The 18,679-nt window shown below is 64.5% G+C and carries 18 protein-coding genes; 12 read left to right on the forward strand and 6 right to left on the reverse strand.

The window, feature by feature from the left end; all coding sequences use genetic code 11:
* Positions 1-10: 10 nt before the first annotated feature.
* Positions 11-1,369, reverse strand: a complete 1,359-nt coding sequence (locus AT959_RS20035; protein ID WP_066887431.1) for a M16 family metallopeptidase — start codon at positions 1,367-1,369, stop codon at positions 11-13.
* Between the two features lie 109 nt (positions 1,370-1,478).
* On the opposite strand from AT959_RS20035, the gene ftsY reads away from it, so the two are divergent.
* From ftsY to AT959_RS20060, 5 genes are all read left to right on the forward strand, one after another.
* Positions 1,479-2,495 carry a signal recognition particle-docking protein FtsY gene (gene ftsY, locus AT959_RS20040; RefSeq protein ID WP_066887434.1) on the forward strand — a complete coding sequence of 339 codons (1,017 nt, stop codon included), beginning with the start codon at positions 1,479-1,481 and terminating at the stop codon, positions 2,493-2,495.
* Positions 2,492-3,142: a cell division ATP-binding protein FtsE gene (gene ftsE, locus AT959_RS20045; protein ID WP_066887437.1), complete on the forward strand. Its 651-nt coding sequence runs from the start codon at positions 2,492-2,494 to the stop codon at positions 3,140-3,142. The genes ftsY and ftsE overlap by 4 nt, the downstream gene beginning before the upstream one ends.
* Positions 3,139-4,038, forward strand: a complete 900-nt coding sequence (gene ftsX, locus AT959_RS20050; RefSeq protein ID WP_066887440.1) for a permease-like cell division protein FtsX — start codon at positions 3,139-3,141, stop codon at positions 4,036-4,038. Before ftsE ends, ftsX begins: the two co-directional genes overlap by 4 nt.
* Positions 4,031-5,671, forward strand: a complete 1,641-nt coding sequence (locus AT959_RS20055; RefSeq protein WP_240481899.1) for an FAD-dependent oxidoreductase — start codon at positions 4,031-4,033, stop codon at positions 5,669-5,671. The genes ftsX and AT959_RS20055 overlap by 8 nt, the downstream gene beginning before the upstream one ends.
* A 106-nt stretch (positions 5,672-5,777) precedes the next feature.
* Complete coding sequence (locus AT959_RS20060) at positions 5,778-6,593, forward strand: M48 family metalloprotease (protein WP_240481900.1); 816 nt, start codon at positions 5,778-5,780, stop codon at positions 6,591-6,593.
* A gap of 66 nt (positions 6,594-6,659) precedes the next feature.
* On the opposite strand, the gene AT959_RS20065 is transcribed toward AT959_RS20060, so the two are convergent.
* The 3 genes from AT959_RS20065 to AT959_RS20075 form a co-directional block, all read right to left on the reverse strand.
* Positions 6,660-8,309, reverse strand: a complete 1,650-nt coding sequence (locus AT959_RS20065; protein WP_066887447.1) for a methyl-accepting chemotaxis protein — start codon at positions 8,307-8,309, stop codon at positions 6,660-6,662.
* A gap of 94 nt (positions 8,310-8,403) precedes the next feature.
* Positions 8,404-9,618 (reverse strand): exo-beta-N-acetylmuramidase NamZ family protein, encoded by a 1,215-nt coding sequence (locus AT959_RS20070; RefSeq protein ID WP_066887450.1) that lies wholly within the window; start codon positions 9,616-9,618, stop codon positions 8,404-8,406.
* Positions 9,615-10,160 carry a DOMON-like domain-containing protein gene (locus AT959_RS20075; protein WP_066887565.1) on the reverse strand — a complete coding sequence of 182 codons (546 nt, stop codon included), beginning with the start codon at positions 10,158-10,160 and terminating at the stop codon, positions 9,615-9,617. The genes AT959_RS20070 and AT959_RS20075 overlap by 4 nt, the downstream gene beginning before the upstream one ends.
* A gap of 171 nt (positions 10,161-10,331) precedes the next feature.
* On the opposite strand from AT959_RS20075, the gene AT959_RS20080 reads away from it, so the two are divergent.
* The 5 genes from AT959_RS20080 (at position 10,332) to AT959_RS20100 (ending at position 14,066) form a co-directional block, all read left to right on the forward strand.
* Positions 10,332-11,696, forward strand: a complete 1,365-nt coding sequence (locus AT959_RS20080; protein WP_066887453.1) for a TrpB-like pyridoxal phosphate-dependent enzyme — start codon at positions 10,332-10,334, stop codon at positions 11,694-11,696.
* A gap of 4 nt (positions 11,697-11,700) precedes the next feature.
* On the forward strand, positions 11,701-12,429 hold the full coding sequence (locus AT959_RS20085) for an SPOR domain-containing protein (protein WP_066887456.1): 729 nt from the start codon (positions 11,701-11,703) through the stop codon (positions 12,427-12,429).
* On the forward strand, positions 12,426-13,049 hold the full coding sequence (gene coaE / locus AT959_RS20090) for a dephospho-CoA kinase (RefSeq protein WP_066887459.1): 624 nt from the start codon (positions 12,426-12,428) through the stop codon (positions 13,047-13,049). Before AT959_RS20085 ends, coaE begins: the two co-directional genes overlap by 4 nt.
* A gap of 61 nt (positions 13,050-13,110) precedes the next feature.
* Positions 13,111-13,869 (forward strand): cell division protein ZapD, encoded by a 759-nt coding sequence (zapD, locus tag AT959_RS20095; protein ID WP_066887461.1) that lies wholly within the window; start codon positions 13,111-13,113, stop codon positions 13,867-13,869.
* Positions 13,869-14,066: a DNA gyrase inhibitor YacG gene (locus AT959_RS20100; protein WP_066887464.1), complete on the forward strand. Its 198-nt coding sequence runs from the start codon at positions 13,869-13,871 to the stop codon at positions 14,064-14,066. The genes zapD and AT959_RS20100 overlap by 1 nt, the downstream gene beginning before the upstream one ends.
* 17 nt (positions 14,067-14,083) lie before the next feature.
* Here AT959_RS20100 and AT959_RS20105 read toward each other — a convergent pair whose 3' ends face one another.
* On the reverse strand, positions 14,084-15,028 hold the full coding sequence (locus AT959_RS20105; protein WP_083518527.1) for a Nudix family hydrolase: 945 nt from the start codon (positions 15,026-15,028) through the stop codon (positions 14,084-14,086).
* On the reverse strand, positions 15,025-15,915 hold the full coding sequence (locus AT959_RS20110; RefSeq protein ID WP_066887467.1) for an ATP-binding protein: 891 nt from the start codon (positions 15,913-15,915) through the stop codon (positions 15,025-15,027). Before AT959_RS20110 ends, AT959_RS20105 begins: the two co-directional genes overlap by 4 nt.
* Positions 15,916-15,961: 46 nt before the next feature.
* Between AT959_RS20110 and mltA the strand changes: the two genes are divergently transcribed.
* Both mltA and AT959_RS20120 read left to right on the forward strand, forming a co-directional pair.
* Entirely contained in the window at positions 15,962-17,179 is a 1,218-nt protein-coding gene (gene mltA, locus AT959_RS20115) for a murein transglycosylase A (protein ID WP_066887470.1), read from the forward strand.
* A 157-nt stretch (positions 17,180-17,336) separates the two neighbouring features.
* Positions 17,337-18,539, forward strand: a complete 1,203-nt coding sequence (locus AT959_RS20120) for an ammonium transporter (RefSeq protein ID WP_066887571.1) — start codon at positions 17,337-17,339, stop codon at positions 18,537-18,539.
* Positions 18,540-18,679: the final 140 nt, after the last annotated feature.

The following is an 18,679-nucleotide window of genomic DNA, read 5'->3' on the forward strand; positions in this document are numbered from 1 at the left end:
CTGTGCTGCCTCAGTGGCGGATGGCGACGGCCGGGCGGCGGGGCTTGCCGTCCAGCGGCTGCGGCTCGAGGATGCCGACGGTCAGCGTGTCGTCGGTGAAGTATTTTTTTGCGACGGCCTGGACGTCGGCGGCGCTGACCTTCTGCAGCTTTTCCAGCATCCGGTTGAGTTGCTGGTAGGGGATGCCGGCCGATTCGGTCTGGCCGATTTCCATCGCCTGGCCGAACATCGAATCCAGCTTGTACACTTGGCTGGCCAGCAGTTGCGCCTTGGCCCGCTTCAGTTCCTGTTCGCTGATGCCATCCTTTTGCAGGCGGGCGATTTCGGCGCGCAGCGCGGCTTCGAGGTCGGCCACGCCATGCCCTTCGGAGGGCGTGCCGTGCAGGTAGATCATGCCCGGGCCGCGGGCGGTGGCGTCGTACTCGACGCCGATCGACTGGGCGACCTTGTCTTCGCGGACCAGTTTCTTGTTGAAGCGGGCGGCGTCGTGGCCGTCGAGAATGGCGCTCAGCATGTCCAGTGCATAAGGCTCGCTGTCCTTGTCGGCGTCGCGCAGGATCGGTGCCTTGTAGCCCATGATCAGTACCGGCAGTTCGGCCGGCGCCTTGACGCTGACCCGGCGGGCACCTTCCTGGGCTGGTTCGATCTGCTGCTTGCGGACGGGTAGGGCGCGCCCTTCGAGCGGGCCGTAGTGTTTTTCGGCCAGTGCGAACACCGCCTGGTGGTCGACGTCGCCGGTGATCACGACGTAGGCGTTGTTCGGCACGTACCAGGTGTCATACCAGGCCTTGGCGTCGGCCGCCGTCATCGTTTCGAGGTCGTTCATCCAGCCGATGATCGGCCGGCGATAGGGGTGGGCCTGGAAGGCGGTGGCGTTCATCTGCTCGAACAGCTTGGCCTGCGGGTTGTCGTCGGTGCGCATGCGGCGCTCTTCCATGACGACCTTGATCTCCTGCGCGAATTCCTTGGCATCGACATTCAGATGGCGCATGCGGTCGGCTTCGAGCTGCATCATCTCGTCCAGCTTTTCCTTCGGTACCTGCTGGAAGTAGGCGGTGTAGTCGCGGCTGGTGAAGGCGTTGTCGCGACCGCCGGCGGCGGCGACGCGCTTGTTGAACTCGCCGGGACCGACGCTCGGCGTGCCCTTGAACATCATGTGCTCGAGAACGTGGGCGACGCCGGAGGCGCCATCGACCTCGTCCATGCTGCCGATGCGGTACCAGACCATCTGGACGGCGGTCGGGGCGCGCCGGTCTTCCTTGACGATGATCCGCAGGCCGTTCTTCAGCGTGGTTTCGTAAGGGTTGGCGAGCGCGGCGGTGAACAGCCAGGGGGCGAGCAAAACGGGAAGGACGTGTCGTATGCGCATGGGGAAACGGGTCTTTCTGCTAGAATTCGAGCCTGATTTTGCATCAATCCGGGCGGCATCTTAACGGCTTGCCGCTTGCCTGTCAGCAAGGCCTGAGACCCCATTCCCCATGTTCAGTTTCCTGAAAAAATCCAAGTCCACGCCGGAGACGGCCGAGGCTGTGCCGGCAACGCCCGTTGCCACACCCGCAGCGGACGCGCCCGCCGCCGAGACGCCCAAGCTTTCCTGGCGCGAACGCCTGTTCAAGGGCCTGGCCAAGACCCGCGCCCAATGGGGCGGCAAGCTCAAGACCATCTTCTCGCGCGGCAAGGTCGACGACGAACTGCTCGAAGAGCTGGAAACCCTGCTGCTGACCAGCGATTGCGGCATCGAGGCGACCCAGCATCTGCTCGATGAACTGAAAAAAGCAGCCAAGCGCGACAAGCTCGATACGCCGGAAGCCATTCAGCAGGCGCTGCACGATGCGCTGCTCGAAACCCTGCAGCCGCTTGAGCAGCCGCTCGACATCGGCGGCCACAAGCCCTACGTGATCATGATCGCCGGCGTGAACGGCGCCGGCAAGACGACTTCGATCGGCAAGCTGGCCAAGTATTTCCAGAACCAGGGCAAGAGCGTGCTGCTCGCCGCCGGCGACACCTTCCGCGCCGCCGCCCGCGAACAGCTGGAAACCTGGGGTGAGCGCAACAATGTCACGGTCATCGCGCAGGACAAGGGCGACCCGGCCGCCGTCGTCTTCGACGCCATTTCCGCCGCCAAGGCGCGCGGCATTGACATCGTGCTGGCCGACACCGCCGGCCGCTTGCCGACCCAGCTGCACCTGATGGAAGAAATCGCCAAAGTAAGGCGCGTGATCCAGAAGATCGAACCGAGCGGGCCGCACGAAACCCTGCTCGTGCTCGATGCCAACATCGGCCAGAACGCGCTGCAGCAGGTCAAGGCCTTCGACAAGGCGATCAACGTCACCGGCCTGGTCCTGACCAAGCTCGACGGCACCGCCAAGGGCGGCGTCGTCACGGCGATCGCCCGTCAGTGCCCGAAGCCGATCCGCTTCATCGGCGTCGGCGAGCAGATCGATGACCTCCGTCCCTTCTCCGCCAAAGACTTTGTCGACGCCCTGTTCGAATGATTGTTGCCAGTAACCTGAGCAAACGTTACCCGGGCGGCTACGAGGCCGTCCAGGACGTCAGTTTCGAGATTTCGGCCGGCCAGATGGTGTTCATCACCGGCCATTCCGGGGCCGGCAAGACGACGCTGGTCAAGCTGATCGCCTCGATCGAGCGGCCGACCGCCGGCAGCCTGGTGGTCAACGGTCAGAACCTGTCGGCCCTGCGGCGCAGCGCCATTCCCTACGTCCGCCGGCACCTCGGCATGGTATTCCAGGACCAGAAACTACTTTTCGATCGCAGCGCGCTCGACAACGTGCTGCTGCCCTTGCAGATCGTCGGCATGCCCCGCCGCGAATCGATTCGCCGGGCCCAGGCGGCGCTCGACAAGGTCGGCCTGCTGGCCCGCGAAAAGGCCCGGCCGATTGCGCTGTCCGGTGGCGAGCAGCAGCGGCTGGCCATCGCCCGCGCCGTCGTCAATCGGCCGACCGTGCTGCTCGCCGACGAACCGACCGGCAATCTCGATGCCGATTCGGCGACCGAGATCCTCGAAATTTTCGCCGACTTCCACCGGGTCGGCGTCACCGTCGTCGTCGCGACGCACGACCAGAACTGGATCGAGCGCTATCACCCGAACGTCCTCCGGCTGGATCACGGGAGGCTGCTATGAAGGCCTGGTTCGCCCAGCATCAGGCGGCACTGGCCGCGGCGTTCCATCGCCTGTGGTCGACGCCGCTCAATACGCTGTTGTCGCTGCTCGTCATCGGCATCGCGCTGACCTTGCCGGGAGCGGGCTATGTGCTGCTCGACAACCTGCGCGACCTCGGCCGCAACGCGTCCGGCGTGCAGCAGATCAGCCTGTTCATGAATTTGGATGCCGGCAAGAAGGACGTCGGTGACATCGAAAGCCGGCTGCGCGCGGCCGGGGCCGGCAAGTGGAAATTCGTGCCCAAGGAAGAGGCGCTGAAGCGGATGCAGAAGAGCGAAGGGATGGCCGAAATCGTCGCCAGCCTGCCGCGCAATCCGCTGCCCGACGCCTTCATCGTCGAACCAGCCAATACCGAGCCGGAGGCACTCGAAGTGATGCGCAAGGAGATCGCCGGCTGGCCGAAAGTTGCCCATGTCCAGCTCGATTCGGCCTGGGTCAAGCGCTTCGATGCCTTCCTGAAACTGGGCAAGCTGGCCCTGTGGATGCTCGGCGGCATCTTCGCCGCCGGCCTGGTCGCCGTCACCTTCAATACCATTCGCCTGCAGGTGCTGGCCCAGGCCGCCGAAATCGAAGTGGCGCGGATGATCGGCGCCACCGACGGCTTCATCCGCCGGCCTTTCTACTACTTTGGCGCCCTGCAGGGCGGCCTCGGCGGTCTGCTCGCCGCGGCGCTGGTGGCCGGGGCGGTCGGCCTGCTCGGCGGGCCGGTCGGCGATCTGGCGACGCTTTACGGCGGCAGTTTCGCCCTGAACGGGCCGAGCCTGCTTGACGCCCTGGTGCTGGCCTCGGCCGGTGCTGTGCTCGGTTGGCTGGGGGCCCAGCTTTCGGTCAGCCTGTCGCTGCGAAAGTTTGACTAAACGGGTCGATTCGATGGCCCGCGGCCTGTCCGGTGCGGGCGTCAGCCGGCGTGAATTTCTCTGTACGGTGGCAGCAGCCGCCGTCGCTGGCTGTGGCCCGCGCGGCAGCCCGGCCTTGCCGCCGGGCGAGTTGCTCGGCATGTCGCAGGCGCTGGGCCATCGCCTGCGCGACGGTAATTTCCCGCCACCCTCCGAGGTGCGCAAGACCGGTGTGCTGATCGTCGGCGCTGGCATTTCCGGCCTGTCGGCGGCCTGGCAACTGGCCAAGGCGGCGGTCGACGACTTCCTGGTGCTGGAAATGGAAAACGAGGCCGGCGGTAATTCGCGGGCCGGCCAGTCGCCGCTCGTTGCCTATCCGTGGGCAGCGCATTACCTGCCGTTGCCGGGGCCGGAAGCGACGCTGGTTCGCGAACTGCTGGCCGAACTGGGCGTGCTGCAAGGCGACCCGGCCGCCGTCAAGCCCGCTTACGACGAGCGTTACCTGTGCGCCACGCCGCAGGAGCGCGTCTATCGCAACGGCCTGTGGGACGACGGCCTGCTGCCGCAGCGCGGCCTCGAGGTCGGCGAGCGCGAGCAGCAACGGCGCTTCCAGGCCCGCATGGACGAGCTCAAGCAGGCGCTGGACAGCGACGGCCGGCGGCTGTTCGCCATCCCGATGGCGCTGTCGAGCCGGGATCAGGCATGGCGCGCCCTCGACCGCATCTCCTTCAAGCAGTGGCTGGACGACAACGGTTTCACGGCGCCGACGCTGCACTGGCTGGCCAACTATGCCTGCCGCGACGACTACGGCACGAGTCATGCGGAAACTTCGGCCTGGGCCGGCCTGCATTACTTTGCCTGCCGCAACGGTGAGGCGAGCAACGCGGCCGGCGACAGCGTGCTGACCGCGCCCGAGGGCAACGCCTGGCTGGCGCGCGGCCTGGCCCGTCATGCTGCAGGCCGGATCGTCACCGGGGCCCTGGCCGGGCGCATAGAGGAGGGCAAGACGAGTCTTGCGGTCGACGTGCTGCAGGGGGCAAAAACCGTGCGCTACGAGGCCCGGCAACTGATCTGGGCCGCCCCGGCTTTCGTGCTGCCGAGTGTCTGGCCGGCGATGCCCGGCGAACTGCGGGCGGCGGCGCTGGCCGGCGACTACGCGCCGTGGCTGACCGCCAATCTGCACCTGTCCGACTTTCCCGAGGAGCGGCGCGGTGCGCCGCCGGCCTGGGACAACGTCTTCTACGACAGCCCCGGGCTCGGTTACGTCGTTGCCACCCATCAGTTGATCCGCCGTCGGCTGCCCGGCACCGTGCTGACCTATTACCGCGCACTGCATGACGTGAAGCCGGCCGAGGGCCGGCGCCTGCTACTCGAGACACCGCGCGAGGCCTGGGCGGCAGGCATCCTGGCCGAACTGGAACGGGTGCATCCGGATATCCGCCGTCTGACGACGCAGCTCGATGTTTTTCGCAGCGGCCACGCCATGCGCCGGCCGACGCCGGGTAGCCTGTTCGACGGTCGACGCGAAAAATTGGCCAATTTCCGCCATCCGCGCATCGCGCTGGCGCACGCCGACCTGTCCGGCTTTTCGCTGTTCGAAGAAGCCCAGTATCGCGGCGTGCAGGCCGCCAGACGGGTGCTGGATAGCCTTTGAGTTAATGACATCGGCTTGACTGCTGACAATGTCAGATGCATAGTGCCGCGTTTCCCGATGCCTCCGGGCGCCGGGTTGTGTTCACTACGGCGAATAGGAAATGACGATGACTACTGCGTATCAAGTGGCGGCTGCACCAGGCATGAAAACGGCTCCGGCCAAGTTGAAGACAGGTTTGCTGGCCTTGGCATTCGGCCTGTCGGTGGCCGCCTGCGGCGGCAAGGGTGGGACGACGGACAGCGTCAGCGGGCTGACCAGTGCCGGTACTTCGGCCCTGAAGGCCGCAACCTTGAGCGATGCCGAGGTCAAGGACTTGTCCGACAAGTCATGCGCCGCGCTCGATGCCCAGTCCAAGATCGCTACGCCGAAGAGCAAGGAAGCGCTGCGTCTGGCCCGGATCGTCAAGGGCATGCCGCCGGCGGTCAATGGCGTGCCGATCAACTACAAGGTTTATCTGACCAAGGACGTCAATGCCTGGGCCATGAACAACGGCTGCGTCCGCGTTTACAGCGGCCTGATGAGCCTGATGAACGACGACGAAGTGCGTGGCGTGATCGGCCATGAAATCGGCCACGTCGCGCTCGGCCACGCCAAGTCGTCGATGCAGACCGCCTATGCTGCTTCGGCGGCTCGCCAGGCAGCTGCCGCGGCCGGCAATTCAGCGGTCGCCGCGCTGAGCAATTCGCAGTTGGGCGAGCTGGCCGAAAAGCTGGTCAATGCTCAGTTCTCGCAAGTTCAGGAAAGTGCGGCCGACGATTACGCCTTCGATCTGCTGACTGCCGGCAAATTCAAGCGTGAAGGCCTGGTCAGCGCTTTCGAAAAACTGGCCAAGCTCGGCGACAACAGCAGCATGTTCAGCTCGCACCCGCCCTCCAGCGAGCGGGCTCAGCACATGCGCGAGCGCATTGCTGCCAAGAAGTAGGTAATTCGCTGTCGTGCCTTGCGGCACGGAAGTCTTGAAGGCCGGGGTCAGCCCGGCCTTTTTGTTTCAGGCGACGCGGAAGCCGGCGACCGATTGCAGCAGGCCGGCCGACAGTTGTTGCAATTCGCCGCTGGCTTGGCGGATGTTGAGCGCGGTGACGCTGGTTTCCTCGACCATGTTGGCGATGCGCTCCATGCTCTGGGCAATTTCGGTCGAGGCGACGCGTTGCTCGCCGACCGAATTGGTGATCTCGGTGACCCCTTGCGTCGAGTGCTCGACCGAATCGCGTGACGAGAGCAGGGCATCTTCGACCTCGCCGGCGAGCAGGCCGCTCGCCGCGATGGCCCGCTCGCCGGCTGCGATGGCTTCCTGGACGGCGGCCGACTGGGTAACGATCGAATGCGTCACCGCATCGATGGCGCCGGCCGATTTGCCCGACTTTTCGGCCAGCTTGCGGACCTCGTCGGCGACCACGGCGAAACCGCGCCCGGCTTCGCCGGCCCGCGCCGCCTCAATCGCGGCATTGAGGGCAAGCAGGTTGGTCTGATCGGCAATGTCGCGGACTTCCTGGGTCATGCCGGTGATGGCGCGGGTGCTGGCCATGAATTCGGAAACCTTGGCGGAAATGTTGGCCATGTTGCCCTGCAGGCGACCAATCTCGCCGGTCAGTTGGGAGACCTTGTTCGAGCCCAGCGCGGTCCGGGCCACGCTTTCCCTGGCTTGGCTCTGGACTTCGCCGGCGGTTTCGGAAACCGAGGCGATGGCGACGGTCAGTTCCTCGACGGCGGCGGCGCTGCCCGAGACGGCGCTCGACTGCTGCTCCGAAACATCGGCCAGCACGGACGATGAACTGGATAGTTGGACGGCGGCGCTGGCGACACGGTCGCTCGAGGTGCGCACTTCGCCGATCAGTTTCTGCAACTGCCCCATCATGGCGTTGAAGGCGCCGGCCATACGGCCGATTTCGTCATTCTGGGCACGGTTGGCGCGGCGGGTCAGGTCGCCGGAGGTGGCAATCTGTTCCATCGTCTGTTCAAGTGCACCGAGTGGGCCGGTGATGGAGCGGATCAGGGCGTAGGCGAATGCAATCAGGATGGCGATCGCACCAATCGCGAAAAGTAGCAGGCCGTTCCTGACGGCGGCATAAATGGCCAGCGCATCCGCCTTTTCCCGAGCGTTCAGTTCGGCTGTCAGTTTTTCCATGTCGCTGATCAGCGTGTCGATGGCCTTGGTCGGTTCGCGGTCGATGCCGCGGACCAGCTTGTCTACGAGTGCGGCGGGATCGGCGGCGGTGCGGTCGTACTGTTTGAGAGCCTCCCGATAGGCCGGGCCCAGGGCGTCGAAGCTGGCGGCGATTTTGGCAAGATCGAGGCGATTTTCCATCTGCAGCTTGCTCAATGCGCCCCGGACATTGGCCAGGTCTTTGCGCACGGCGGCTTCTTCCGCGTCGAATCCCTTCAGGTGCTTGTCGAAGGCTTCCTGGGATTTGCCGCGCAACAGGATGTTTTTCCATTCCTGGACTTGCGTTTTGAAGGCAACCTGAGCGGCACGCGCCGAGTCGACCGCCTGGGTGACGGCCGCATGCGTTTCGATCGCCTCGTTCAATTGCATGTGCAGGCGGCCGGCCTGAATGAAGGCAAAGATGCTGGCACCGATCAGGGCGAGCAGGGCGACGGCGACCAGTAACATCAGCTTTTGCTTGATCTGCAGGTTCATTTCAGTCTCCTCTGTCGGTCTTGCGAGGAGACGTTAACCTAAAAAATCAGCTGTTGCAGCAGTATCTTGCGGCCGGAAATTGCTGAATCTCCGGTCAGTAGATCAGGAAGGGCTGCTGCTCCTTCTGCCAGTGCTCTTCATCGTTTTTGACCAGGGCGTCAAGCTGCTCGGCGGTGCTGCTCGGCTCGTCCACCCATTCGCGCAACAGCGGCGAGCCGTTGATCAGGTCGATGGCCAGCCGATCGTGTTCGTATTCATAGGCAAAGTCGCGCCACAGCGGGTAATCCGGGTAGAGCCGGCGGATCGCCTTGAAGGCCAGCGCCTGCAGCCGCCAGGGGCGGAAGGCGGCGTGCTGGTAGCTACCGTCCTCGACGTGAATCTGCAGGCCATGGCAGAGCTTGCCGGCGTGCTTGTGGAACGTCGGCTCGAACCAGCACTCGCGCAGCCGGCAGCCGGCCAGCCAGTGCGGCGCGAAGGCGCGCATTTCGGCAAGCAGGGCGCCGGCATCGAGGTCGGGGGCGCCAAACAGTTCGAGCGGCCGGGTCGTGCCGCGCCCTTCGCTCAGCGTCGTGCCTTCGAGCATCACGGTGCCGGCGTAGGCGCGCGCCATCCACAGGTTGGGCGCGTTCGGGCTGGGGTTGATCCAAGTCCGCTCGCCGAGCGGCCAGCCGTAGCCGGGCGCTGCCTCCGGCTGCCAGCCCTGCATCTCGATGACCCGGTAATCGACGTCGAGCTGCAGCGTGGCGATGAACCAACGGCCGAGTTCGCCCATCGTCAGGCCGTGCCGCATCGGCATGGCGCCGGCGCCGACGAAGCTTTCCCAGCCGGTGCGCAGGCTCAGGCCTTCGACCGGGCGGCCGGCCGGGTTCGGGCGGTCGAGTACCCAGACGCTCTTGCCGTGTTTCGCCGCCGCTTCCAGCACATAGCGCAGTGTCGTGATGAAGGTGTAGATGCGGCAGCCGAGATCCTGCAGGTCGACGAGCAGCACGTCGAAGGTCGCCATCATCGCCTCGGTCGGCCGGCGCACTTCGCCATACAGGCTGAAGACGGGAATGCCGTGCCGCGGGTCGAGGAAATCGGCCGATTCGACCATATTGTCTTGCTTGTCGCCGCGCAGACCGTGTTGCGGGCCGAAAGCGGCAGTGATGTTCAGGTCGGGCAGCGCGGCCAGCGCGTCGAGCGAGTGGGTGAGGTCGGCGGTGACCGAGGCAGGGTGGGCGAGCAGGGCGATGCGGCGGCCGGCCAGCGGGCGGCGCAGGTCGGGGTCGGCGAGCAGGCGGTCGAGGCCGAACTGGATGCGTGAGGTCATGGCGTGTTTCGCGGCAAGGTCAGGGCAAAGCTCTGACGGAGATGGAAGTCGGGTTGAGCGGCAGCATGGCGCAGCGCCCAGTAGCTCTTGCTGCCGTCGGCGGCTTCGATGACGGCGGTTAGGCTGAGCTGCAGGCTCCGGCCGTTCGGCAGCAGGGCGGCATCAAGGCGGGCGCTGAGTTCCAGGTAATCGGCGCCGCCGTCGAGTTCGATGCACGGGGCGGTGGCGGGCTGGAAGGCGGCATCGCGCTGGCGGTAGTCGCTGAAGCGATAAGCGGCCCACTGGCCGGACGGCGAGAAATTGAATTCCTGGTATGCCGGGCCGTTCACCGCAGCAATGAAGGCTTCGCAGCAGGTGTGCTGCCACAGGTTGTCGGCCGGGCCCGGCGCTTGCGGTGCTGGCAGGCGGAGGGCGGCGGGCGCCGCGGCAATGCGATAGCGCAACAGGAGCGCGCCGTCGTCGGCAAAGCTGGCGCTGACGGCGATGGCAGATACGGCAGGCGTCGTGGTGGCCGGGTGGCAGAGCAGGGAGTGGGCAGGCAAGGCGTCGATTTCGGGCGGCAAATTCAGGCAGGCCGTACTTTACCCGCTCGTCGTGCCAATTGCTTGCGGTCGACCCGCTAAAAACGGCCAAAATGCCGGCGGCGGCCTTGGTGGGGCGGGGCTTTTGGAGTAATTTACCGCCTTTGCCGAACAGCTTGCCGGGAGAGAAAAATGACACCGCTGCGCATCAACCTCGAACAAGAAGAAATTCCCACCCACTGGTACAACGTCGTCGCCGACATGCCCAATCCGCCGGCACCGCCGCTCGGCCCGGACGGCAACCCGGTACCGCCGGAAGCGATGGGCGCCATTTTCCCGGGGCCGATCCTCGAACAGGAAATGTCGGCCGAACGCTGGATCGCCATCCCGGAAGAAGTCCGCCAGATCTACGCCCAGTGGCGGCCGGCCCCGTTGTGTCGGGCCCTGGGGCTGGAACGGGCACTCGGCACGCCGGCCAAGATTTTCTTCAAATATGAAGGGGGCTCGCCGGCCGGTTCGCACAAGCCGAACTCGGCCGTGCCGCAGGCCTACTTCAACAAGCTGGCCGGCACCAAGCGGTTGACCACCGAAACCGGCGCCGGCCAGTGGGGCTCGTCGATCGCCTATGCCGGCCAGATGTTCGACCTGCCGGTGCGCGTCTTCATGGTCAAGGTCAGCTACCAGCAGAAGCCGTTCCGGCGTTCGATGATGCAGACCTGGGGGGCCGAAGTCTTCGCCAGCCCGACCGATCTGACCAACGCCGGGCGCGCTGCGCTGGCCGCCGACCCGCACAATCAGGGCTCGCTCGGCCTGGCCATCTCGGAAGCGGTCGAGGAAGCTGCCGCCGATCCCGGCACCTGCTACACGCTGGGCTCGGTACTCAATCATGTGCTGCTGCACCAGACGGTGATCGGCCTCGAAGCCAAGAAGCAGTTCGACAAGATCGGCCTCTATCCCGACGTGATCTTCGGGCCCTGCGGCGGCGGTTCCAGCTTCGGCGGTATCGCCTTCCCTTTCCTCGCCGACAAGGCGGCCGGCGACAAGCGGGCGACCAATCTGCGCTGTGTCGCCGTCGAGCCGACTTCCTGCCCGACGCTGACCAAGGGCCACTACGCCTACGACTACGGCGATGTCTCCGGCTACACGCCGATCATGAAGATGTACACGCTGGGCCACGACTTCATGCCGCCCGGCATTCACGCCGGCGGCCTGCGTTACCACGGCGATTCGCCGCTGGTGTCGCAACTGCTGCACGAGGGCAAGCTGGAAGCGATCGCCGTGCCGCAGGTCGCCACCTTCGAGGCTGGCGTCCAGTTTGCTCGCGCCGAAGGCATCATTCCGGCGCCGGAATCCTGCCATGCCATCCGTGCCGCGATCGATGAGGCGCTTCGCTGCAAGGCGACCGGCGAGGCGAAGACCATCCTGTTCTGCCTGACCGGGCACGGTCATTTCGACATGGCTTCCTACGACAAGTATTTCTCCGGTCAGCTTGAGGATTACTCCTACCCGGAAGAGGCCATCACCGAGTCGCTGAAACACTTGCCCAAGGTCGGTTAAGCCCGTGAAAGCCCTTGTTTTCCTGCTCGTGCTCGCCAATCTGCTGTTCTATGCCTTCAGCGCCGGCTATTTCGGGCGGCCGGAAAACCCGGATGCTGGGCGTCTGGAACAGCAGGTCGAGCCCGACAAGATGCGCCTCGTTTCGCATGGCGAGGCGCCACCGGCGAGCAAGAAGCCGGTCGAGCCAGCGCCCGTGGCGCCAGTCGATGTGGCGCCTGCGCCGGAGGTCGCGCCAGTCCCGGCGCCTGCACCAGCGCCAGCACCTGTCATCGAAAAAATCTGCCTGCGCTGGGAGAGCCTGCCGGTGGCCGATGCCAACCGCCTGTCGGCCCGGATCGACGAGAAATTCGCCGGCTTCAAGCAGGTCAAGCGGGCCGTGGCCGCCGAAGGGGCGGGCTGGTGGGTCTATATTCCGCCGCTGCCGGGCAAGGACGAGGCCGAGAAAAAAGCCGGGGAATTGCGCCAGTTCGGCGTCACCGACTACTTCATCATCCAGGAAGCAGGGCCCAGTCGCTTCGCCATTTCGCTTGGCGTCTTTTCCAGCGAAAAAGGCGGTCAGGAGCGGCTGGCCGAGTTGAAGGCCAAGGGTGTCCGCTCGGCCAAACTCAACGTGCGGCCGGGCAAGGAAAGCCTGATCACGCTGGAGGCGAACGGCCCGGCGACCGACAAGGCGGCATTGAGCAAGGCGGCGCTGGCCATCGTGCCGAAGGCGCCGGCGGTGGACTGCAAGTGAGCGATTTCGTGGTTGGCCTGACCGGCGGCATCGGCAGCGGCAAGAGTACGGTTGGCGACCTGTTGGTCGCGGCCGGTGCGGCGCTGGTCGATACCGATGCCATCGCCCACGAACTGACGGCACCCGGCGGTGCCGCGCTGCCGGAACTGGTCGCCGCCTTCGGGCCGCAAATTGCCGACGAGCGCGGTGCCCTCGACCGGGCCGCGATGCGCCGGCTGGCCTTTGCCGATCCGGTGGCCAAGGCCAAGCTCGAAGGCATCCTGCATCCGCTGATTCGCCAACTGGCTGCCGAGCGCTGCCGCCTGGCGTCGACGCCTTATGTCGTGCTGGCGGTGCCGCTGCTGGTCGAATCGGGCAATTATCGCCAGCGCTGCGACCGGGTTCTGGCGGTCGACTGCCCGGAAAGCCGCCAAATCGAACGGGTCATGGCGCGCAACGGAATGGCCGAAAACGAGGTCAAAGCGATCATGGCGGCACAGGCGACACGACAACAGCGACTAGCCGCCGCCGATGACGTCGTATTTAATGATGGCGGTCTGGCAGCGCTTTCGCCGCAGGTGGCCGAGCTTCATCAGAAGTATCTACGCCTATCGGCAGAAAAAGCTAAAGCAAACTGTTGAGATTTGCCTGCAAATAGCTCAGAATTAGGACAATTTTCCCATTCTCCCCACTCAAGGTCGCGTGATTAATTACGAATATCCTTTCAACGAGCGCATCCGCACCCTGCTGCGTCTCGAGGATTTGTTCGAAAAGACGGCCTACTTTGCCCAGAGTGAGGGACAGCTTGAGCATCATGCCTCGCTGGTGACGCTGTTCGAGATCCTCGAAGTCGCCGGTCGCGCCGATCTCAAGATGGATCTGATCCAGGAACTCGAGCGCCAGCGCCAGACCTTGCTGGCCTACCGCAACAATCCTGATATTTCCGAAGAGGCGCTGTCCGGCGCGCTCTACGAGATCGAGCAATCCTCGGCCGCACTGCTCAGCATGACCGGCAAGATCGGCCAGTACCTGCGCGACAACGACTGGCTGATGGGCATCAAGAGCCGCGCCGTCATTCCTGGCGGCGTCTGCGAGTTTGATTTGCCCTCCTACCACTGGTGGCTGCACCGCAGCCCGGAAGTCCGGCGCGAAGCGATCGACGGCTGGACCAAGCCGCTCTATCCACTGCGCGACGCAGCAGCCATCGTGCTGCGCTTGCTCCGCTCCAGCGGCGGGCCGAAGCAGCATACCGCGGTCAACGGCCAGTTCCAGCTCAATCTGGGCGGCACGGCGGCCCAGATGGTTCGCGTCGCCCTCAATGTCGACGAGCCGGCGATTCCCGAAGTCAGCGCCAACAAGTACTTCCTCAACATCCGCTTCACCAAGCCGCCGGCCGGTGAAATCAAGGCCCGCGGCTGCGAGCGCGATGTTTCCTTCGCGCTGACCTTCTGCAATCTCTGATGGCTGCGCGCAAGGTTCGTTGCCCGCAATGTGGTGGAGAATCCCTGTGGTCTCCGGAATACCCGTGGCGCCCGTTCTGTTCCGAGCGTTGCAAGCAGATTGACCTCGGTGCCTGGGCCAACGACAGCTACCGGATTCCGGTTGCGGTCGATCCCGACGACCCCGAACTGATCATTCCCGAGACCGATCGCGGCTGATCCGGCCGCTGGGCCGGCTACCAGCCGCGCAGCATGGCGATGCCGTGCGCGCCATGCTGTTGTGCCTCGCCGAGCAAACTTGCCTGCATGCCGCCCAGCGCGAAGACCGGGATCGTATTGCCGGTTGCTGCCGCACTGAAGCCTTCCCAGCCGAGACCTCTCGCTGCCGGGTGGGTCGCGGTCGGCAGGACCGGCCCGAGTAGCGCGTAGTCCAACCCCAGTTCGCCGGCCCGGGCAATTTCCGCGGCCGAATGGCAGGAGGCGCCGACCCAGGCGAAGTCCGGCCGGCTGCTGCAACTGGCCAGGCGGGCCGCGGACAGATGCACGCCATCGGCGCCGACCTGGCGGGCGATTTCCTCGCTGTCGTTGATGAGAACCAGCGCCTGGCGCTGGCGGGCGATACGGGTCACCGTTTCGGCAAACCACAGGCGTTCGGCCGGCGGCCAGCCCTTGTCGCGCACCTGGATCAGGCGCAGGCCGTTGTCGAGTGCTTCTTCCAGCCGTTCGAGCTGACGTTCGACGCCTTCGATCTCGCCCATCGTGATCGCCATCGTCGTCGGCAGGGCGAGGGCTTTCAGGATCGGGTCGTTGGCCGGTAGGATGGGGGCGACGTGGGCGGTTTTGCCACATTCCAGCCAGTCGACCGCAGCATGTTCGAGCGGCGCGGTAATCCCTATTTCGCCGCTCCAGGCGGTGACGCGCCAGAAGTGCAGGCGGACGGTGGCATGCGGATAGGTGAATTGGCGGGTCAGCCAAGGTGAGCAATCGGTGACGGTAATGCCGAGTTCTTCGTGCAGTTCGCGGATCAGCGCCTGGCGCACGCTTTCGCCGGCCTCGAGCTTACCGCCCGGGAACTCCCAGTAACCGGCGTAAACCTTGCCTTCCGGGCGCTGGGCCAGCAGGAATTCGCGGCCATCGGTGCGCAGCATGACGGCAGCGGCGACTTCGACGATCTGGCTCACTTGTGCTTCTTTCCGGCCGGTTTCTGTTGCCCGGCCAGGTCGCGGGCAAATTGCCAGGCGACGCGGCCGGAACGCGAGCCGCGGCTGAGCGCCCAGTTCAGCGCATCGCGCTCGCTGGCGGCGATGGTCTTGTCGCTGACGCCGAGTTCGCGCAGCCAGTGATTGACGATGTTCAGGTAATCGTCCTGGCTGAACGGGTAAAAGGAAATCCACAGGCCGAAGCGCTCGGACAGCGAAATTTTTTCTTCGATCGCCTCGCCCGGATGAATTTCGTCGTCGACGCGGGTGGTCTCGAGATTTTCCGAAAAATACTCCGGCATCAGGTGACGGCGGTTCGAGGTGGCGTAGATCAGCACATTGTCCGGCGGCGCCGCAATCGAGCCGTCGAGCACCGTTTTCAGGGCCTTGTAGGCGGTTTCGCCGGCTTCGAAGGAAAGGTCGTCGCAGAAAATGATGAAGCGCTCCGGTCGTCCGTCCAGCAGATCGACGATATCCGGCAGGTCGATCAGGTCGTCCTTGTCAACTTCGATCAGGCGCAGGCCAGCCCCGGAAAACTCGTTCAAGACTGCCTTGACCAGCGACGATTTGCCGGAGCCGCGCGAGCCGGTGAGCAGCACGTTGTTGGCCGGCCGGCCGGCGACGAACTGCTGCGTATTGAGCGTGATGCGTTCCTTTTGGTCGTCGATGTTGTTGAGATCGGCCAGGCGGATCGGGTGCGGATGGCGGACGGCCTGCAACCAGCCGTGATCGCGGCTCTTGCGCCAGCGAAAGGCGACGGCCGCCGACCAGTCGGGTTGGGCTGGCGCCAGCGGCAGGGTGGCTTCAAAGCGGCCGAGGACGGCTTCGGCGCGGGCCAGCAGACGTTCTAGCTGAAGGGAGTTGGGCATGGTCGATTTATACTTCGCGGAGAATCTGCGAACTCTAGCGAAACCCATGCGAAAACTCCAAGCTGCTTTTGTCCTTGCCACCCTTTTTCTGTCGGCCTGCAGTACCTTCCAGCGCCCGGAAACACCTCCAGCCTGCGCCCCTTGCGCGGCCTGCTCGGCATGTCCAAGCCCCGCCGTGCCGCCTGCGGCGCTGCCTTTTTCGCGCACTTTGCAGCCGGCCAACTGGAACGAATTGCCTGGCTGGGCCGAGGACGACCACGCTGCGGCCTGGGGCGCCTTCCTGCAGTCCTGTCGGGGCATCGCCAGCAAGCCGCATGGTCCGGCCTGGAAACGGGTCTGCGATCAGGCGCGGGCGGCGAATGGCAACGAGGCCGGCAATGACAAGGCGGCGCGCCAGTTCTTTGAAACCCATCTGCGACCCTATGCCGTGCTGGCCGGCGACGGCAACGCCAGTGGCATGGTTACTGGCTATTACGAGCCGCTGCTGCGCGGCAGCCGGCATTTGAGCAAGGGCTTCGAGCAGCCGGTGCGCGGCGTGCCGGATGACCTGCTGACCATTGATCTCTCCGCCGTTTTCCCGGAGCTGAAAGACAAGCGGGTACGCGGCCGACTGGAGGGCAACAAGGTCGTGCCCTATTGGTCGCGGGCCGAGATCAGCGCGCGTGGCGATAAGTTGCCGCTGAAGACGCTGCTTTACGTCGATAACGCCGTCGAACTGTTCTTCCTGCAGGTCCAGGGCTCCGGGCGGGTCAAGTTGCCGGATGGCAGCATGGTGCGCCTCAACTATGCCGACCAGAATGGCCACCCGTATCAATCGATCGGCCGGGTGCTGGTCGAGCGCGGTGAGCTGAAGCTGGAAGAGGCGTCGATGCAGGGCATCCAGGCCTGGGCGCGGGCCAATCCGTCGCGTTTGGACGATCTGCTGAATACGAATCCGAGCTACGTCTTCTTCCGCGAGACGCCCAACAGCAAGGATGGTCCGGTCGGTGCACTGGGCGTGCCGTTGACGGCCGAGCGCAGCATCGCTGTCGACCCGCGTTCGATTCCGCTCGGCGCCCCGGTTTTCCTGGCAACGACGCGACCGAACTCGGCGCAGGTGATGAACCGCCTGATGCTGGCCCAGGATACTGGCGGGGCGATCAAGGGGGCGGTGCGTGCCGACTTTTTCTGGGGATTTGGCAAGGAGGCCGGCGAGCAGGCCGGCCGGATGAAACAGAGTGGCCGGATGTGGCTGTTGTTGCCGCCCGAGGCTGCACCCAAATAAGGCGGTGATGCACCGAGATCAGGCGCAAAGTGCATAAAGCGCACTTTACTGGTGCGTTATTCAATTCCGAAAAACAAATAACGCACTGATTTGAAACAAATTTGATGCACTGGAATGGTGCTTGCTTTTGTCCCCCGATCTTTCGATTGGGGGTTTCATGGAAGCGTATCAATCCGGCAGCAACGTGCTGTTCATCCTGCTCGGCGCCATCATGGTGCTGGCCATGCATGCAGGTTTTGCTTTTCTTGAGGTAGGGACGGTCCGCAAGAAAAATCAGGTCAATGCCCTGGTCAAGATCCTGACCGATTTCGGCATGTCCACACTGGCCTATTTTTTCGTCGGCTACAGCATCGCCTACGGCGTCAATTTCTTCACCGGCGTCGAGACGCTGATGGCGAAAAACGGCTTCGAACTAACCAAGTTCTTCTTCCTGCTGACCTTTGCCGCCGCCATTCCGGCGATTATTTCCGGTGGTATTGCCGAGCGCGCCAAGTTTCACCCGCAGCTGATGGCGACGTTCCTCCTGGTCGGCTTTGTCTATCCGTTTTTCGAAGGGATCGCCTGGAATCAGGCTTTCGGCATCCAGGCCTGGCTGAAAGCGAGCTTCGGTGAAGAGTTTCACGATTTTGCCGGTTCCGTGGTCGTGCATGCCATGGGGGGCTGGATCGCCCTGCCGGCCGTGCTTCTGCTCGGTCCCCGCTATGGCCGTTACAGCAAGGACGGGCGGATTTCGGCGCACCCGCCTTCATCGATTCCCTTCCTTGCCCTGGGCGCCTGGATTCTGACGGTGGGCTGGTTCGGCTTCAACGTGATGAGCGCCCAGACGCTGGACAAGATTTCCGGCCTGGTCGCCCTCAACTCCTTGATGGCGATGGTTGGTGGCACCATGGTTGCCCTGCTGCTCGGCAAGAACGACCCGGGTTTCGTGCACAATGGCCCGCTCGCCGGGCTGGTTGCTGTCTGTGCCGGCTCCGACCTGATGCACCCCATGGGGGCGTTGGTTGTTGGCGGCGTGGCCGGCGCACTATTCGTGGTGATGTTCACGCTGACCCAGAATCGCTGGAAAATCGATGACGTGCTGGGCGTCTGGCCTTTGCATGGCTTGTGCGGCGCCTGGGGCGGCATCGCGGCCGGCATTTTCGGCAGCAAGGCGCTGGGCGGTGCCGGCGGTATCGCCTTCATGCCGCAGCTGATCATGACCGGAATGGCGATCGTGGTTGCCTTGATCGGCGGGACGATCGTCTATGGCAGTCTGAAGGCGGTAGTGGGTCTGCGCCTTGATCAGGAAGAGGAATACGAAGGGGCCGACCTGAGTATCCACAAGATCACGTCGACGCCGGAGCGCGAGCCGAATTGGTGATCCCGTGAAATAAAGTCTGTCGGACGATTCTAGACAAGAAGCCCCGCGATGTTGCGGGGCTTCTTGTTTATGAGTTGGTTTGGACTAGGGTGTGTGGACAATCAGGCGAGCCAAATTAGAGCGGCGGCGATAGAAATGAA

Source organism: Dechloromonas denitrificans, assembly GCF_001551835.1.
GTDB classification, from domain to species: domain Bacteria; phylum Pseudomonadota; class Gammaproteobacteria; order Burkholderiales; family Rhodocyclaceae; genus Azonexus; species Azonexus denitrificans.

Bases quoted from the DNA above. Each gene is read 5' to 3' on its own strand.
- AT959_RS20035 (WP_066887431.1), bottom strand. From the start codon at position 1,369: ATGCGCATACGACACGTCCTTCCCGTTTTGCTCGCCCCCTGGCTGTTC.
- ftsY (WP_066887434.1), top strand. From the start codon at position 1,479: ATGTTCAGTTTCCTGAAAAAATCCAAGTCCACGCCGGAGACGGCCGAG.
- ftsE (WP_066887437.1), top strand. From the start codon at position 2,492: ATGATTGTTGCCAGTAACCTGAGCAAACGTTACCCGGGCGGCTACGAG.
- ftsX (WP_066887440.1), top strand. From the start codon at position 3,139: ATGAAGGCCTGGTTCGCCCAGCATCAGGCGGCACTGGCCGCGGCGTTC.
- AT959_RS20060 (WP_240481900.1), top strand. From the start codon at position 5,778: ATGACTACTGCGTATCAAGTGGCGGCTGCACCAGGCATGAAAACGGCT.
- AT959_RS20065 (WP_066887447.1), bottom strand. From the start codon at position 8,309: ATGAACCTGCAGATCAAGCAAAAGCTGATGTTACTGGTCGCCGTCGCC.
- AT959_RS20070 (WP_066887450.1), bottom strand. From the start codon at position 9,618: ATGACCTCACGCATCCAGTTCGGCCTCGACCGCCTGCTCGCCGACCCC.
- AT959_RS20080 (WP_066887453.1), top strand. From the start codon at position 10,332: ATGACACCGCTGCGCATCAACCTCGAACAAGAAGAAATTCCCACCCAC.
- AT959_RS20100 (WP_066887464.1), top strand. From the start codon at position 13,869: ATGGCTGCGCGCAAGGTTCGTTGCCCGCAATGTGGTGGAGAATCCCTG.
- AT959_RS20110 (WP_066887467.1), bottom strand. From the start codon at position 15,915: ATGCCCAACTCCCTTCAGCTAGAACGTCTGCTGGCCCGCGCCGAAGCC.
- mltA (WP_066887470.1), top strand. From the start codon at position 15,962: ATGCGAAAACTCCAAGCTGCTTTTGTCCTTGCCACCCTTTTTCTGTCG.
- AT959_RS20120 (WP_066887571.1), top strand. From the start codon at position 17,337: ATGGAAGCGTATCAATCCGGCAGCAACGTGCTGTTCATCCTGCTCGGC.